The 15,415-nt window shown below is 62.0% G+C and carries 14 protein-coding genes, 1 tRNA gene and 1 pseudogene; 6 read left to right on the plus strand and 10 right to left on the minus strand.

The features are described from left to right. Window positions 1-195 precede the first annotated feature (195 nt). The 3 genes from RO07_RS10440 to RO07_RS10450 all read left to right on the plus strand — a co-directional run bounded on the left by RO07_RS10440 (window position 196) and on the right by RO07_RS10450 (window position 3,823). Window positions 196-1,485 carry a hypothetical protein gene (locus RO07_RS10440; protein WP_039410490.1) on the plus strand — a complete coding sequence of 430 codons (1,290 nt, stop codon included), beginning with the start codon at window positions 196-198 and terminating at the stop codon, window positions 1,483-1,485. Window positions 1,486-1,590: 105 nt separating this feature from the next. After that, complete coding sequence (locus tag RO07_RS10445) at window positions 1,591-2,316, plus strand: (Fe-S)-binding protein (protein WP_039410492.1); 726 nt, start codon at window positions 1,591-1,593, stop codon at window positions 2,314-2,316. A 97-nt stretch (window positions 2,317-2,413) separates the two neighbouring features. Beyond that, window positions 2,414-3,823: a lactate utilization protein B gene (locus RO07_RS10450; protein ID WP_039410494.1), complete on the plus strand. Its 1,410-nt coding sequence runs from the start codon at window positions 2,414-2,416 to the stop codon at window positions 3,821-3,823. A 92-nt stretch (window positions 3,824-3,915) separates the two neighbouring features. Here RO07_RS10450 and RO07_RS10455 read toward each other — a convergent pair whose 3' ends face one another. From RO07_RS10455 to RO07_RS10485, 6 genes are all read right to left on the minus strand, one after another. Next, window positions 3,916-4,575: an amino acid ABC transporter permease gene (locus RO07_RS10455; protein WP_039415029.1), complete on the minus strand. Its 660-nt coding sequence runs from the start codon at window positions 4,573-4,575 to the stop codon at window positions 3,916-3,918. Window positions 4,576-4,829: 254 nt separating this feature from the next. Next, window positions 4,830-5,627: a cystine ABC transporter substrate-binding protein gene (locus RO07_RS10460; RefSeq protein ID WP_039410497.1), complete on the minus strand. Its 798-nt coding sequence runs from the start codon at window positions 5,625-5,627 to the stop codon at window positions 4,830-4,832. 49 nt (window positions 5,628-5,676) lie between these two features. Beyond that, window positions 5,677-6,705, minus strand: a complete 1,029-nt coding sequence (locus tag RO07_RS10465; protein WP_039410500.1) for a quinone-dependent dihydroorotate dehydrogenase — start codon at window positions 6,703-6,705, stop codon at window positions 5,677-5,679. 244 nt (window positions 6,706-6,949) lie between these two features. Further along, complete coding sequence (locus tag RO07_RS10475) at window positions 6,950-7,726, minus strand: arginyltransferase (protein ID WP_039410502.1); 777 nt, start codon at window positions 7,724-7,726, stop codon at window positions 6,950-6,952. Then, window positions 7,723-8,487 (minus strand): leucyl/phenylalanyl-tRNA--protein transferase, encoded by a 765-nt coding sequence (gene aat / locus RO07_RS10480; RefSeq protein WP_039410505.1) that lies wholly within the window; start codon window positions 8,485-8,487, stop codon window positions 7,723-7,725. The genes RO07_RS10475 and aat overlap by 4 nt, the downstream gene beginning before the upstream one ends. 77 nt (window positions 8,488-8,564) lie before the next feature. Next, on the minus strand, window positions 8,565-9,182 hold the full coding sequence (locus RO07_RS10485) for an NUDIX hydrolase (RefSeq protein ID WP_084072838.1): 618 nt from the start codon (window positions 9,180-9,182) through the stop codon (window positions 8,565-8,567). A gap of 199 nt (window positions 9,183-9,381) precedes the next feature. Here RO07_RS10485 and RO07_RS10490 point away from each other — a divergent pair. After that, window positions 9,382-9,458 (plus strand) — tRNA-Met (locus tag RO07_RS10490). A gap of 57 nt (window positions 9,459-9,515) precedes the next feature. Continuing rightward, complete coding sequence (locus RO07_RS10495; RefSeq protein WP_237171418.1) at window positions 9,516-10,058, plus strand: GNAT family N-acetyltransferase; 543 nt, start codon at window positions 9,516-9,518, stop codon at window positions 10,056-10,058. Here RO07_RS10495 and RO07_RS10500 read toward each other — a convergent pair. The 4 genes from RO07_RS10500 to RO07_RS25895 form a co-directional block, all read right to left on the minus strand. After that, window positions 10,027-10,911 (minus strand): EamA family transporter, encoded by an 885-nt coding sequence (locus RO07_RS10500; protein WP_039410510.1) that lies wholly within the window; start codon window positions 10,909-10,911, stop codon window positions 10,027-10,029. The two genes, RO07_RS10495 and RO07_RS10500, sit on opposite strands and share 32 nt — an antisense overlap. A gap of 599 nt (window positions 10,912-11,510) precedes the next feature. Further along, complete coding sequence (locus RO07_RS10505; protein WP_039410512.1) at window positions 11,511-11,771, minus strand: pyocin activator PrtN family protein; 261 nt, start codon at window positions 11,769-11,771, stop codon at window positions 11,511-11,513. A gap of 137 nt (window positions 11,772-11,908) precedes the next feature. Then, complete coding sequence (locus tag RO07_RS10510; RefSeq protein WP_039410515.1) at window positions 11,909-12,709, minus strand: rolling circle replication-associated protein; 801 nt, start codon at window positions 12,707-12,709, stop codon at window positions 11,909-11,911. 922 nt (window positions 12,710-13,631) lie between these two features. Further along, entirely contained in the window at window positions 13,632-13,853 is a 222-nt protein-coding gene (locus RO07_RS25895) for a hypothetical protein (RefSeq protein ID WP_147284516.1), read from the minus strand. Window positions 13,854-15,054: 1,201 nt separating this feature from the next. Here RO07_RS25895 and RO07_RS26560 point away from each other — a divergent pair. Further along, window positions 15,055-15,324 (plus strand): annotated as a pseudogene (locus tag RO07_RS26560) (helix-turn-helix domain-containing protein); the annotation flags it as partial. Window positions 15,325-15,415: the final 91 nt, after the last annotated feature.

Raw genomic sequence — 15,415 nt, forward strand, 5'->3', positions numbered from 1 at the left:
CTCGGCATGGCAGCGCCATGTCCTGCGTACAGACGCCGTCAATACCTCGAGCCAGCGTGACGAGTTGCATGCATGCCGTGACAGAAATCTAAAGTGCGCCGTCGATCGCATCGTTAGCATGACCTTCGTTCCCGTAACGATGTCGGGCCCCGCCGGGAGTGCGGGTGTGCCCAGCATCAAAAAGGAGAGGGGTGGATGTATCACGAATACGTGGGGTATGCCGGATGTCCGGATTGGCCGATGAAAACCAGTCCCTGGTCCGCGCCGGCGCAGATTTGCGAAAAGGGTGTTTCGATCGCGGAGAAACGCTCCGAAATCGCCGCGCAACTGATGCAGCTTCGGAATACGTGCGAGACGCTGAACCTGAGCACGTATTCCGTCGACAAGCTCACGGAGACGTTTGAAAAGTCCTTTGACAAGGCGACCGCCGGATACTGGCGCGGCGGTCTTCGCGACCCGTTCTGGCGCTGCATCACGACGCCCGACCGGCCCGGGTTCTTCTGCTCGATGGTTGGCGAGCAACTGGATCAGCAATGTGCCGAGTTGCTGACGCCATCCGCGCGGCGATTCCTGAAAGTGCTGACGGCGTTCGGTGAAGCGCTTGAGCACGAACGGGACATGCTGAATCGGTACGGCGATCTGGTAAAGCGCAATCACGCGGCATCGCGGGGCGAAACACATGCGGATGCAGGCGAGCAGTGGCAGGCACTGGAAGGTGCGAAGCGTCGGTGCATGGCCCTCTATGACGAGACTGCGCCGCTCGTGGAAAAGATGCGGCGGGCGATCGACCGGGCTTGCGCGAGCGTCCGGCCGGACAAGAAGCACCACGGCACGCGCGAGGCCATCACCGGCGGCGTCTACGCAGTCGCCGCCGTGGTTGCCGCCGTTGCGTTGTCGGTAGCGTCGGTGGCGGTGGCGATCGTGGGTTTTGCCGTCACGGTGCTGATTCGGTGTGTAAGCCTGGGAAGTATCCGGGGATTTGACAGGGAAAAGGGGTGGAAGGCCGTGGAAGACCTTCTGAATCACACGAGGGAATTCATCAACAGCGAGGAGCACAGAATGTATTCGAACATCAACAGAGTCATCACGTGGGAGCAGGCTGATCAACAAGCGCTTGCGTGGAAGCAGGGAGAGGAGGCGTTGAAGCTGGCTCGGGAAAACTGGCGTCAGAGCGAAAAGACGTTGGATCTGGTGCATGCGCTCCAGTCTCAAGTGAAGGCGACGTCGGACTCGGTGAGCGCTCTCGACTCGCGCATGTCCGGATTGTCCGGACGCATGTCACGCCTGGAGGAGAAGACCGACGATATGGCAGTCGACTTGAAGCGGGTGCTGAACCTGCTTTCGCTCGAGGCCACTTCGCGCACATGGGGGCGGCCGAGTTCACGTGAGGCGCCGTCCGACCGTGGCGACGGCGCACGGGTGGCAACGCGCCGCGCGCCCATGGAGCGGGCCGAATCACTGGAGACGTACCGGTCCGGGATGTGAGGCCCTTGTCATAACCGGCAACCTGCGAGTCCGGGAATCCACGCTGGGCCGTACCGGTCCAGCGTCTTATAATGGCCCATTATTCCCGAAAAGAGGATTCCCCCAATGCGCGTCGGACTCTTTGTCACGTGTCTGATCGACCTGATGCGTCCGGAGATCGGTTTCTCGACGCTCAAGCTGCTCGAGACGGCCGGCTGTGAGGTCGTGATCCCCGATTCACAAACCTGTTGCGGGCAGCCGGGCTACAACTCCGGCGAACGGGCCATCGCCCGCGATCTCGCCCAGAAATTCCTCGACGAATTCGAATCTTTCGACTATGTCGTCATGCCCTCGGGCTCGTGCGGCGGCATGGTCAAGGCGCATTACGGCGATCTCTTCGCCGACGATCCCGAGCTCATGGGCCGCTACGAGCGCTTGCGCCCGCGCGTGTACGAGCTCACCGACTTTCTCGTCAACGTGCTGCACGTGGAGACGGTGCCCGGCGACTACAACGGCGAGGTGACGTACCACGATTCGTGCTCCGGTTTGCGAGAACTCGGCGTCAAGTCGCAACCGCGTGCGCTGCTTGCCAGGATGTCGGGCGTGAAGTTGACCGAGATGAAGGACTGCCAGGCGTGCTGCGGTTTCGGCGGCACTTTCGCTCTCAAGTACGGCGATATCTCGACGGCCATCGTCGACGAGAAGTGCGCCAATATTGCGGCGAGCGGTGCGCCTGCCGTCGTGCTGGGCGACCTCGGCTGCATGCTCAACATCGAAGGGCGCCTGCGTCGCACGGGCGATACGAAGACGCGCGTGTTGCATATCGCGCAGGTGCTCGCCGGCGATGCGTGAATCCGTCGCCGTCTCCGACCTATCGACCCGTACGTCCGTGTGCGCCGTACCGTCTCCGGTGACGCGTGCTGGCCGTCATCACTTTTCGTGAGTCGCGATGCAAGTTCAATCGATGCAGTTCAAGGCGCGCGCCGGGCAAAAGCTCGCGGACCAGCGCCTGCAGGCCAACCTCAAGAAACTCTCGACGAAGTTTGTAACGGCGCGCGCGGTCGCCATGGAGGAGATCGATTTCGAGGCGACGCGCGAGGCGCTCAAGGCGAGGCGTAACCGCGGGCTGGAGAATCTCGACGTCTGGCTCGAGATCTTCGAGCGCGAAGCCACGCGTCGCGGCGCGACCGTGCTTTTCGCCGAATCGACGCAGGATGCCGCGCGTCTGATCGCCGAGATCGCGCGCAAGCACGACGTCAGGAAAGTGATCAAGTCGAAGTCGATGGTCACCGAGGAACTGCAGCTCAACAAGGTGCTCGCCGACATGGGCGTGCAGTCGATCGAGACCGATCTGGGCGAGTACATTCTTCAGATCAACGACAACGAACCGCCGTCGCACATCATTGCGCCGGTCGTGCACAAGGACAAGGACGAGGTCGCCGACCTGTTCGCGCGCGTACACGACAAGCCGCGTCTCACCGAGATTCCGGCCATGACGCGCGAGGCGCGCGAGATGCTGCGCCCGCAGTTTCTGTCGGCCGACATGGGCGTGACCGGCGGCAACTTCCTCGTGGCCGAAACCGGCTCCGTGGCGGTGGTGACCAACGAGGGCAACGAAGGCATGTGCACGATCATGCCGCGTGTGCATGTGGCGGTGACCGGTATCGAAAAGGTGCTGCCCACGCTGGAGGATCTGGCTACGGCCATGCGCCTGCTGCCGCGCTCGGCGACCGGGCAGGGCACGTCGAACTATTTCTCGTTGCTGACCGGCACGCGCGCCGAGGGCGAAGTCGACGGTCCCGATCATATGTATTTCGTGCTCGTCGACGGCGGGCGTACCGGGCTGATCGGCGGCGCGTTCCAGGAGATGCTGCGTTGTATTCGCTGCGGTGCGTGCATGAATCACTGCCCTGTGTACCAGAAGATCGGCGGGCATGCGTATGGCTGGGTGTATCCGGGGCCGATGGGATCGGTGCTCACGCCGAGCTACGTCGGACTGGAGAAGACGCTCGACCTTCCGCAGGCGGCCACGATGTGCGGCGAATGCAACCGGGTATGCCCGGTCGGCATTCCGATCTCGGATTTGCTGCGCAAGCTGCGTGAGCGCCAGGTCGATCGCGGCCTGCGTCCGTGGCAGGAACGGGCGGCGCTGGCGGCGTGGGCCTTTGCGGCGCGGCGTCCGCGTCTCTATTCGGCGCTTTCGGGGCTGGGCTCGCGTGCGTTGAAGTGGATGGGACGCGAGCGAGGCAGCATCTCCAAACTCCCCTTCGGCGGCGGCTGGACCGACACGCGGGAGATGCCGGTGCCGAGCGGCAAGACGTTCCGCGCCATGTATCGCGAGCGTCGCGCACCGCGTTGAACGTGGGCGGCCGGTCGATCGCCGGTCAGTCGCAAGAGAAAAAGCCGGACTGCGGGTCCGGCTTTTTTTCGCGGCGACGAAGCGTTGGCGGTTCAGTTTCGCGCCGGCAACGCGAGACGTTTCTCGATGCGTCGCTGCAGTGCCGACAGCCCCGTCGAGAGCACCCAGTAGATGGCTGCACACGCGAGATAAAGCGGCAGCGGTTGATAGGTCGATGCGATGACTTCCTGTGCCGAGCGCAGCAACTCGGTGACGGTGATCACCGACACGAGCGAGGTGTCCTTGATCAGGCTGATGAGGCTGTTGCCGAGACTCGGCACGGCGATACGCAGCGCCTGCGGCGCGATCACGTAGCGCAGCGTCTGCCAGTACGAGAGGCCGAGGCTGTATGCCGCGTGCCACTGGCCGCGCGGCATGCCTTCGAGTGCGCCGCGCATGCTCTCGGACAGATAGGCGCCGACGTTGAGGCTCAGCGTAAGCACGCCCGCGGGCGTTGGCTCGAGTGAGATGCCGATGCCGGGCAGGCCGTAGTAGACCACGAAGATCTGCACGAGCAGCGGCGTGCCGCGCATGATGCTCACATAGGCGCGGGCAATGGCGCGCAGCACGCGAACCTTGCCGATGCCCATGATCGCCACGACGATGCCGATCGCGAGGCCGAATACCATCGACATCAGGGCAAACTTGACCGTGAGCACGGTGCCCTGCAGGAGCACCGGCATGGATTGGGCGGCGAGTTCAAGTGGATTCATGGGGGCGTGTTTGTGAGTGGCGATGGTGGCGCGGTGCGGCGGCGCTGCCCGATGACCGGGCGTCGCGCCTTCGTCAGCCGATGCGGCGCGTTCGCCGTCGTGCGTCATCCGCGGTGAAGCGGCTGCGTTGGCGCTCTACGTGGACATTCCGGTCGCGGGGCGCCGCAAACGCGACGGCCGGCACCTGCTTTATGCGCATGGTGCCGGCCGTCGGGCGACGAACGAGGTGCCGCCGCGTAGCCGAATCGGGCGTGTTACTTCGCGGGCTTCGACGTGTCTTCGCCGAACCACTTCTGCGAGAGCTTGGCGAGCGAGCCGTCTTGCTTCATCTTCGTCAGCGCCTCGTCGACGGCCTTGGCGAATTCGGGGTTGCCCTTGCGGAACGGGATACCGACCGACTCGCTCGCGCCGTGGAGCACCGCGCCCGGACGCAGCGGCAGGTTCGACGTCTTGATCAGGTAGGCCAGCATCAGGCGATCGTTGAGTGCCGCATCGATACGCTGGGCTGCCAGGTCGCGCAGATATTCGGGCGCGCCCGGATACGTGCGCACGTCGATGCCGGGTACCGACTTGGCGAGCGTGTTGTAGTTGCTGCCGAGGCTCACGCCGAGCTTCTTGCCCTTGAGGTCGTCGAGCGACTTGAACTCGCGCTTGTCGTCCTTGCGCTGAATGAGCTGCGCTGCCGAGTAGACGTACGGCTGACTGAAGTCGACCGACTTCTTGCGCTCGTCGGTGATCGCCACCTGGTTGACGATGACGTCGAACTTGCCGGCCACCAACCCGCCGATGATGCCGCTCCACTCGGTGGTCACGAACACGGGTTTCACGCCCAGGCGTTCGGCGACGGCCTTGGCCACGTCGACATCGAAGCCGTCGAGCTGCCCGTCGGCGCCGCGATAGTTGAACGGGGGATAGGTGCCTTCGATGCCGATCTTGAGCACGCCCGCGGATTTCACGGTGCTGAGCAGGTCGGCGGCGCGCACCGGCGAGGTGGTCGCGAGCGCGGCGGCGGCCAGCGGGACGAGGCACAGCTTCTTGAACCAGTTTTTCATGGTGATGATCTCTCCCTTGGGGAATGTGGGGCGCGTGGCGTCCGGCCCCTCAGACCGTACGCAACGCTTGCACGCATTCTCGCACTAGCTCGGGTCCACGGTAAATCAGGCCGCTGTAAACCTGCACCAGGCTGGCGCCTGCGTCGAGCTTCGCCTGCGCGTCGGCACCGCTGAGGATGCCGCCTACGCCGATGATCGGCAGCGCGCCGCCGAGCTCGGCGGCGAGCGCCCGGATCACCCGGTTCGAGGCGTCAAACACAGGACGCCCCGACAGGCCGCCTGTCTCGTTCGCGTACGGGAGCCCGGCCACGGCCTCGCGCGAGAGCGTCGTGTTGGTGGCGATCACGCCGTCGAAGCCATGGCGCGTGAGCGTGCCGGCGATAACCTTGATCTGTTCGTCGTCGAGGTCCGGAGCGATCTTCAGTGCGATCGGGACGTACTTGCCGTGGCGATCGGAGAGCGCGCGTTGCTTGTCCTTGAGCTTGCCCAGCAATGCGTCGAGTTCGTCGCCGCCCTGCAATTGACGTAGGTTCTTCGTATTCGGCGAGGAGATGTTCACGGTCACGTACGTTGCGTACGGGTACACCTTCTCGAGGCAGATGAGGTAGTCGTCGACGGCGCGCTCGATCGGCGTATCGGCGTTCTTGCCGATGTTCAGGCCGAGCGGTCCCTTGTAACGCGCCGACTGCACGTTCTGGAGGAATTGCTCCACGCCGCCGTTGTTGAAGCCCATGCGGTTGATGATCGCTTCGGCTTGCGGCAGGCGGAAGATGCGCGGCTTCGGATTGCCTGGCTGCGGCCGCGGCGTGACGGTGCCCACTTCGACGAAGCCGAAGCCCAGCGCGGCGAGGCCGTCGATGCAGCTGCCGTCCTTGTCCAGGCCGGCGGCCAGGCCGACCGGATTGGGGAAGCGAATGCCCATGACCGTGCGCGGATTTTCAGGCAGTGTCTGCCCGACAAGTCCGGCCAGACCGAGCGAGGCGGCGCCGCGCAGGGTGGCCAGCGTCAGATGGTGAGCCTGTTCGGCGTCAAGACAGAACAGGGCGCGACGGGCCAGAGGATAGAGGGGCGCAAGCACGATGTCGGGTTCGGCGGAATCGGAAAGTCGCCATTTTACCGGGATACCGGTCGCAGAGCGCGTCTTTTTCTACGCTCTGCGTACTCTTGTTTTGCGTAGCATCGGGCGCCTTATGGACGCGATGCGCACTACGATGAGGCAATGGCAGGCGAAGCGCGGGCGGAGTGGAGACGAAAACCCACGGCCCGCCAAAGTGCGGGCCGTCGTCCGGAGCAGCGAGCGTGTCGACTTTGCGGAGTGCGTGTCAGGTACCGGCTGCGTCCAGTAGCTGTTCCGGCATGTCCTGCCACTGGCCGTCGACCAGTCCTTGGAGCGGTCGGAAGTTCGCCTTGTACACCATCTTGCGACTTGCCTGAATCCAGTAGCCGAGATAGACGTGCGGCAATCCCAGGGCGCGCGCCTGTTCGATCTGCCAGAGGATGTTGTACGTACCGTACGATGCGCCTTCGATGTCGGGATCGAAGAAGGTGTACACGGACGACAGGCCATCGCTCAGGATGTCGACCATGCTGATCATGCGTAGCGTGCCCGCGCCCTGATGACCGGGCGGCTCGCGGAATTCGACGAGCCGCGAGTTCACGCGGCTTTGCAGCAGGAACTGCTCGTATTGCTCGCGACTGTCGTGGTCCATGCCGCCGCCCGCGTGACGCCGCGACTGATAGCGCATGTACAACTGGTAGTGCTCTTCCGTGTAGTGCAGACCGGAGACGTTCACGGCGAGCGTGGCGTGGCGTCGCCAGATGCGTCGTTGCGTACGGTTGGCGGCAAAGCGGGCGACCGGCACGCGCACGGGCACGCAGGCACGGCAGCCATCGCAATAGGGCCGGTATGTGAAGACGCCGCTGCGGCGAAAGCCGGCGCGGACCAGTTCGCTGTACACGTCGGAGTTGATGAGATGGCTGGGCGTGGCGACCTGCGAGCGAGCCGTATGGTTGTCGAGATAGCTGCAGGGGTAGGGCGCCGTTGCGTAGAACTGAAGGGCGGACAGCGGAGAGAGCGGCAGTTCGTTTGGGTGGGTCACTGGGAAACCTCGTGAGCCTTGTCTGCTGCGTTACCGTAGGCGAGTGCGCCCAGAATCTGTTTGTCCAGACGCCAGACCGGTGCCGGTGCCATGACCGCCGTCTGCACGTGTGCGAGAAACGCATGGCGGGGAATTTCGCCGCCGCCGAGCGACGCCAGATGGGCGGTACTTTGCTGGCAGTCTATCACCTCTATTGCGTGTGTGCGTGCAAACGCGACGAGTGCGGCGAGTGCGATTTTTGAGGCGTCGCTGCGCTTGGCGAACATCGATTCGCCATAGAACATGCGGCCGAGCGATACGCCGTAGAGGCCGCCGACACGCTCGCCGTCGTAGAACGTCTCCACGCTGTGCGCGAGGCCTGCATCGTGCAGTGCGCGATAGGCGCTCACGATGGCGGGCGTGATCCAGGTGCCGTCCTGGCCGCGCCGGGGCGCCTCGGCGCAGGCGTGCATGACGGCCGCGAAGTCCGCGTCGAGGCGGATTTCCCAGGTCTCTTCGCGCAGCACGCGGCGCAGTAGCTTGCGGAAGTTATGGCTGACGACGAAGTTCTCGGGGCGTAGCACCATGCGTGGGTCGGGGCTCCACCAGAGCACCGGCTGACCCTGCGAGTACCACGGGAAAATGCCGCGGCGGTAGGCGGCGAGCAGGCGTTGCGGCGAGAGATCGAGCCCCGCCGCGAGCAGCCCTGGGGCGTCGCTCGACGCGTCGAGCGCTTCGTCGACCGGAGGAAAGGGATCGTTTGCTTCGAGCCAGACGACCATGGCGACGTCAACCTGCGGAACGAGCGGATCGGTGGACGGGGGCCGACCTTGCGTGCGGGCGAAAAGCGGAGGGGCGCTCAGACACGCAGCATCGGCGTGAGGATGTCTTCGGTGTGCGCGGTGTTGACCGGCAGACCCGGCACCGGCGTGCCTGGTAGCGCAGCGCCATTGGCGACTGGCTCCAGATGCACGCCGAACGCGCCGGCGCGACGATCCTCGAAGAAAAAGCGCAGCGTCTTGGCCACGGTCGCGAAGGCGATCTCGTCCCAGGGGATTTCGTCTTCCGAGAAGAGTGCGACCTCCAGGCTCTCTTCGCCGGCGGCAAATTGCGGTTCGCGCATCTGTGCCAGATAGAAGATATGGACCTGATTGACGTGCGGGACGTTGAGCAGCGAAAACAGGGCGCCGACTTCGACGACGGCGCCGGCTTCTTCCAGCGTCTCGCGCGCGGCGGCCTGAGCCGTCGTTTCACCGATTTCCATGAAACCCGCGGGCAGCGTCCAGTAACCGAGACGCGGCTCGATGGCACGCTTGCACAGCAGCACCTGATCGCCCCAGACGGGCACCGTGCCGAGCACGTTGCGCGGGTTCTGATAGTGGATGGTGCCGCAATGGGTACAGACATGCCGCTCGCGGTTGTCGCCGGGCGGAATGCGCAGCTCGACCGGATGGCCGCAGGCGGAACAGAATTGGATGGGAGGACGTCGGTTCATGGTTGCTGCGAGTGTATCATCGGCGGCGCGCGCTGTGCGGCGCCCCGCCCGGCGTCGCGGGATAACCCATGTTGCGGGGCACAGCGATGAGCGCGCCGCGGCCGTCGATGGGGACGAGGAAAATTATCCGTCATTCTTGTTGCACTGCGATGGCAATTGTCATATAATCTTATTCTTCAGACGCGGGGTGGAGCAGTCTGGCAGCTCGTCGGGCTCATAACCCGAAGGTCACAGGTTCAAATCCTGTCCCCGCAACCAAATTCGAAAGCCTGATTTCCACGTGAAATCAGGCTTTTTGCGTTCTGGCGCCGCCATGTGCGCCGTGCATCGATTTTGTCCGAACGTCGCGCCGATCGCGCTGAACGTGTCAACGAATCTTGGTCAGACGCCGCTATGTCAGGCATTTTCACTACCAGCGAACATGAGTACGACGCCATCACCGAGCTATGGGAGGCGTCCGTGCGTGCGACGCACGATTTCCTGAGCGACGCCGATATCGAATGGCTGCGTCCGCGCATTCGCCACGAATACCTGGGGGCTGTCACGCTGCGGGTGTTTCGCGACGATGCCGGCCTGATCCGTGGATTTGTGGGGGTCGCGCAGGGTAGCGTGGAGATGTTGTTCGTGGCGCCCGAGGCACGTCGCCAGGGCATCGGGGGAGCATTGCTCGCATACGCCGTGCGCGAGCTCGACTGCACGCGCGTCGACGTCAACGAGCAGAATCCGCAGGCGCTGGCGTTCTACCGGCGCGAAGGTTTCGATGTGGTCGGGCGTTCCGAGCTCGACGGGCAGGGGCGGCCGTTCCCGCTCCTGCATTTGGAACTCGCTAGCGCGAAGACGGCATCAGACGTTGTTTGATCCTGGCGCCGAACACATTCACGGCGAGGCCGGACATCACCAGTGCGGCGCCACCAATCTGGGGCGCCGTGAGCTTTTCGTCGAGCAATAGCGCGGCCGAGGCGAGTCCGATGATCGGTACGAGCAGCGAGAACGGTGCGACCTGACTGGCGGGGTAGCGTGTCATCAGGCGCCCCCACAGCGAGTACCCGACGAGTGTGGCGACGAAGGCGAGATACGCGATTGCGAACACCGACGCTGCCGAGATGTGTGCGAGCGAATCGGCGATCTGCTGCGGGCCTTCGAACCAGTAGGACAGCAGTGCGAAGGGAATGGGCGGAATCAGGCTCGCCCACACCACGAGACCGACGAGATCGACGTTGCCGATTTTCTTGGTGACGATGTTGCCGGTCGCCCAGCTTAGCGATGCGCACAGCGTGAGGACGAAGCCGAGCAGTGTCATTGCGCCGTCGCCTTGTCCGCCGATGACGGCCAGACCGGCTGCGGCGATCAGCAAGCCCGCGATGTTCTGTGCACGAAAGCGTTCGCCGAGGCACAGCACCGCGAGCCCCAGCGTAAAGAAGGCTTGCGCTTGCAGCACGAGCGAGGCGAGGCCGGCGGGCATGCCGACGTACATTGCGGTAAACAAGAGGGCGAACTGTCCGAACGAAATCGTCGCGCCGTAGGCGGTCAGCCATCGCCACGGGACTTGCGGACGTTTGACGAAGAAGATCGCAGGAAAGGCGGCGAGCAGGAAGCGCAGTGCACCGAGCAGCATGGGCGGCACGCCATGCAGGCCGACCTTGATGACGACGAAGTTCACTCCCCAGGCGAGTACGACGATGAGTGCCTGTAACAGATCCTTCGGTGCCATGCGGCCTCTCCTTGTGCTGCGTGCTCGTCAGCGTGTCATTCGGGGGAAGGCGAAAGTGTACTCCTGGCGCGTGAACGTGTCGTGTGAAGAATCCGCGCTGTCCCCGTGGCGACGGCCGCGGGCGCCCATGTCGAGCGGGCGGCGCATCCCGGCGACGCGCAGAAGCATGACGTATACTTTGTGTTTCGTTTTTCAAGAGACGTCGTCTTGCCAAGGCGGGACGGCGTTTGCTGTATCTGAGGAATTTGCATGAACCTGCCTGCACGCCGCGTCAGCGTCGCGCCGATGATGGATTGGACGGCTTAAACGCGCGAAAGCCGCGTCGTTTGGGCGTTCTAGGGTAGGGTGATGATTCATGTAGCACGGATGTAGCACTTCTTCGCGGGCCGGGCCGTGGCGCAAGTCCTCCGTGGACGAGCGAGTTCGCCTCAGACGAGGCAGTTCCGGGCCGTGAGCAAGGTTGGGGGCTCTGCTGATGAGTGGCGTGCATTCGCTGACGAGACAGCCATGAAAAACACCCCAAAGATTGGATTCGCATCCAATTTTCGGGGTGCAATCTACACATCGAGCCTCTTGCTATTGCGATTGAGGCACACGATTCAGTAGCAGAGTTGGTTGCACTCTTTCACTGCCGCTGCTCGGCGTTCATCGATGTACTTCGCCAGGTCCTCCACATGCACTCCCTTCGCGCTTTTCTGTGAACCCTCCATTCGGACTAAGGGGAGCGCGATATCGCCTGCGCCAATCTTTCGCGTCAGTTTCTCTGCGCTGAGGTGGGAGAAGTAGTCCCGGCACACGATTTCGATAGGGACCACTGCGACAGCACCGTACTGAGCCATAAGAAGAAAAGTGGTGTTCATCGGATACCGCCTGCGCTTGGTTTGCTCGCCCTGGGGTGAGTTGCAGGCGGCTGCATGCTTCCAGTTTGAGAGCTAGCAAACGTGCCACGTCGCACGATTTGCTCGCAGCGAGAATATTCGAACATTGTTGTATCTCCTTATGCCTTGCTGGAAACGGCCGGACGCTCTTTTGTCGCCATCCAAAAGTAGCCGTTGTCCTGACTCCAGTAATACGCGTGATCGTCAAGCGTCGCACCAGTCTCCAATGCCGAATCGTACGCAGCGACGATGGCTTCGGCGGGGCTATCCACGAGGAAATGCCTAATCGTTTCTGGCTCAGGAATCGTGATGCCGCGACTTGTCCAATAGCGCTTCTCGTTCAACTGATGCTCGTCAAAGTTCTTGACGATGTACTTGCCGATGTAGGACGCGATCTTGTGACGCAGACCCACTTCGCGATTCGGATTACGAACGTCGACGTTGCCGTTGTCTTCACCGACGACGCGCAACCACAGCGTCCGCAGTACCCGGTAGTTCTGTCGGCCCTTAACGGCAATGTGAAGATGCCAAGCACCGCGCTTTTGACGTTCTGCGACCGCGACGTATTGGAAGTTCTGAATCCGGCCTAAGAGGCGGCGCAGTGCGTCGAAATCGCGCTTGAGTCGTTCCTTGTCCAGCATGTTCTCGCGATACGTCAGCGTGATCATCCTGTCCGCGCCAATGGCTTTGCAGCGTAGCCGAACTTGCTGTTTCGCACGCTTGGCGGCCATCAGCTTGTTCTCCTCCGTGGTCTGCGACTCACCGCGCTTTGCACGCGGCATGAGGTGAAACGCTTGCACCTTCAGGTAGCGGTCGAATCGAATCGCTGTCGCCTCAAGTTGACCGTCCTCAAACACACGTCGACGGACGATCCACTCGCGACGGAAAGGGGAGCAGTTCAATACGTTCGTGTCATTCATCGCTTGCCTCAATCACGTTGATCAGGGGTCCCCTTGCGCGGATGGCTTGGGGGTAAGTGTTCCTGTCGTGCCTTGTCTGGCGAGCGCTTCCGAGGACTTGTCGTTAAGTGCTAGTGATACAAGTCTACGGGCGCACTTCGTGCGCCCGCCGTCCTCGACCCTGCGGGCGGCGGGCGCTCGCAGTGCTTTCTACCTGTTGTCCGTAACCTTAGCGATCAAGACGAGTGATAGCGCGCCGTGGACGACTGGAAGGTTTGGCATGAAGGCCAGAATGCAGAGGTATGAGGTGACGGCGGACGCGCGAGGTAATACCCGCTGCTCGGTCACGCAAGCCGCGCTGAGCCGCGCGACAACCGCCCGGACTCTGCAAGGCACGCATACGCAACCCTCTCTCCGGGTGCGGCGCTGACACTCCCGACGCTAGACGTCCTGAAAGACGACCGGCTTACGGAAGCAATAACGTCAACGAACGAACCAACGGGTGAGGTTGGGTTGCGACGGCCCTACCTGCTGGGCGAGAAAGGAAATTTTTGGGATGATGGCCGCAGTACGACGATGGACACTGCCCGCGATGGGATATTGGCCGAGCTCTCGTATAAATGCCCTAGCAAACGCTTTTGAGCGCTAAGAGACTTCTGGCATCTGTCGCCGGAAGTGGTGATGCTTGGTGCTGCACACAAACGGAAGCCGCGTATGGAGGCGTGGCGCGAATGTGGAGTTATTACAGCAGCGCGCGAACGCACCGTATATGGGGAAATTCCGATTGGAACGACGGGGAGGGGAGTGATGGCGTGCATGGCGAAAGGCGTGGCTTGAAATTGAAGCAGCGAGCGCACATGAGGGTAGCGCGATGCTGTAGATACAGCCGAAACATGCGGGGGCCATGCCGTTGGCAGAGTCAGACGAACTGCTGAGGGGAAGACTACGCGTCGAGGCAATCAGCCTTCAATTTGTGGCATTCACAGACGAGTTCAACTGTCATTTCGCCAAGCTCTTCGAAGATCGCGACGAGGAATCGATGAGGTATTTCGTTGCCGGTGTCCGTGGTTGTGCACGTCGTGAGGGCAAGGATACGTTCGGAGAGCGTGTTGAGTTTGTCGACGGAAGCGTGGACTAAGGAAGCTGTGGGAAGATGAAGCGTCATGCGGGGCACCTCTAACTAGCCAATCTGAGATTCCCGCCACCCGCTGCATTGCGCAGGGGTGGGCGGGCACTGGACTAGGTTAGCGAACCGCTGATGTACCAGGCTAAAGCGGCACACCCGAAGGTGTCCCAATCCAGGCCCACCCATAGATTGGATGTGCGTGGTAAATCGCACACGAAAGCCGCAATGTTCTGCGGCTGTGTGCCCTGGCATTCATCATTCGGGTCGCTAAACCCGGTCGCGTTTGGGGCGCGACGGGAACAAGATTATCGAGCTGACGATGTGGGCACCACGCGTTCGGAGTCGCATTCTAGGTCACTCATTGAGATTCAGAGCATTCCGATGCCTCAATAGGGATTCTCCTTGGCCGATGGCGAACATCGACGCAATGCGCAGCCAGAAACGAAAACGGAGCCGAACGGCTCCGTTGAATCGTGCGCACAGGCGACATTATCCGTACCGTTTGACTAGCAGCCCGCTAGCGATGAGTCCAGCGATCGTGGCAATCACCGTAGTGGTTACGCTGGGAGTCATAGGCGCTACCCCGAGGCTTACCGAAACTGTTCCAGCGAAAGCGGAGGCGACTTTTATCAACCCGCTAGAAGCCTGTGGACGACGTTGATACGAAGTGCTTCGATGTCTGAAACGAGTCTTTGGAATCGCACGCGCTTTCGCTGAGCTAGCTGCAAGTTTCTTCCGCGCGGGTGTCGCGTCGATGATTCGCTTTCGCTCCGTTCGTATCTTCGCGTACTTATGACGGCCTGCATCCTGTCAGTCGATGAGAGGAGTAATGCGGTCGCGGTGTACGGTGCGCGCATGCGACGATGGGCACTTCGAGCAGCGCTTGCTGTGGGAATCGCTGTGGTACCGGGACGTCGCCGCATGCCTGACTTCCGCTTGGAGCAAAGGAGGGCGGCAGCCAATTCTCGGAAATTTGAGAGCGAGCTCAAGCAAACCAGTGTCACTTTTTCGTATCCGAGCGGGAACAAAAGCGCTTGAAGCACCCAAGTTGAGTAATTTCGTACCTGATCGGGAACCAAATGGCGATGTGAATGCGGATTTTCTAATTTCGTTTCCGAGCGGTAACGAAATTTGTTCCAGAGGGATCTTGTTGCGATATCGTATCCGTTCGGGAACGAAATCCAAGCTAAGCCGGCTGTCAGGCTATAATGTTCCCGAACGGGAACGAAATGAGGTGATGGTGATGACGGATGAACTCATCAATGGCGCGGAATCTTTGGGGCGAACGATAAGGCTCGCTAGGCTTCAGCAGGGCTTCACGCGCGACGCCCTGGCGCTGGCGACAGGCCTGTCGCCCAAGTTCATCAGCCAGGTGGAGGCAGGCAAGCCGACAGCACAGTTGGGCAAAGTGCTCCTTCTCTTGCGAGAGTTGGGTGTCTCAATTCGCGCGCAAATTCCCGAGCTTTATTTCGAGCCTTCGAACACTCGTATGGTGAGAGCCGCGGAACGGCTGGTCGCTAACCAATCACCCGTTGCTGTTGCATTGAAAACGCAAAGAGTTAGAAAGAACCAAGAGACTTCAGCCGCCCCCGAGACTGAAT

The organism is Pandoraea pulmonicola, assembly GCF_000815105.2.
Classification (GTDB): domain Bacteria; phylum Pseudomonadota; class Gammaproteobacteria; order Burkholderiales; family Burkholderiaceae; genus Pandoraea; species Pandoraea pulmonicola.

Excerpts from the sequence above, each read along its gene's own strand:
- RO07_RS10440 (WP_039410490.1), top strand. The coding sequence starts at position 196 with ATGTATCACGAATACGTGGGGTATGCCGGATGTCCGGATTGGCCGATG.
- RO07_RS10445 (WP_039410492.1), top strand. The coding sequence starts at position 1,591 with ATGCGCGTCGGACTCTTTGTCACGTGTCTGATCGACCTGATGCGTCCG.
- RO07_RS10450 (WP_039410494.1), top strand. The coding sequence starts at position 2,414 with ATGCAAGTTCAATCGATGCAGTTCAAGGCGCGCGCCGGGCAAAAGCTC.
- RO07_RS10455 (WP_039415029.1), bottom strand. The coding sequence starts at position 4,575 with ATGAATCCACTTGAACTCGCCGCCCAATCCATGCCGGTGCTCCTGCAG.
- RO07_RS10460 (WP_039410497.1), bottom strand. The coding sequence starts at position 5,627 with ATGAAAAACTGGTTCAAGAAGCTGTGCCTCGTCCCGCTGGCCGCCGCC.
- aat (WP_039410505.1), bottom strand. The coding sequence starts at position 8,487 with ATGGTCGTCTGGCTCGAAGCAAACGATCCCTTTCCTCCGGTCGACGAA.
- RO07_RS10500 (WP_039410510.1), bottom strand. The coding sequence starts at position 10,911 with ATGGCACCGAAGGATCTGTTACAGGCACTCATCGTCGTACTCGCCTGG.
- RO07_RS10505 (WP_039410512.1), bottom strand. The coding sequence starts at position 11,771 with ATGAACACCACTTTTCTTCTTATGGCTCAGTACGGTGCTGTCGCAGTG.
- RO07_RS10510 (WP_039410515.1), bottom strand. The coding sequence starts at position 12,709 with ATGAATGACACGAACGTATTGAACTGCTCCCCTTTCCGTCGCGAGTGG.
- RO07_RS25895 (WP_147284516.1), bottom strand. The coding sequence starts at position 13,853 with ATGACGCTTCATCTTCCCACAGCTTCCTTAGTCCACGCTTCCGTCGAC.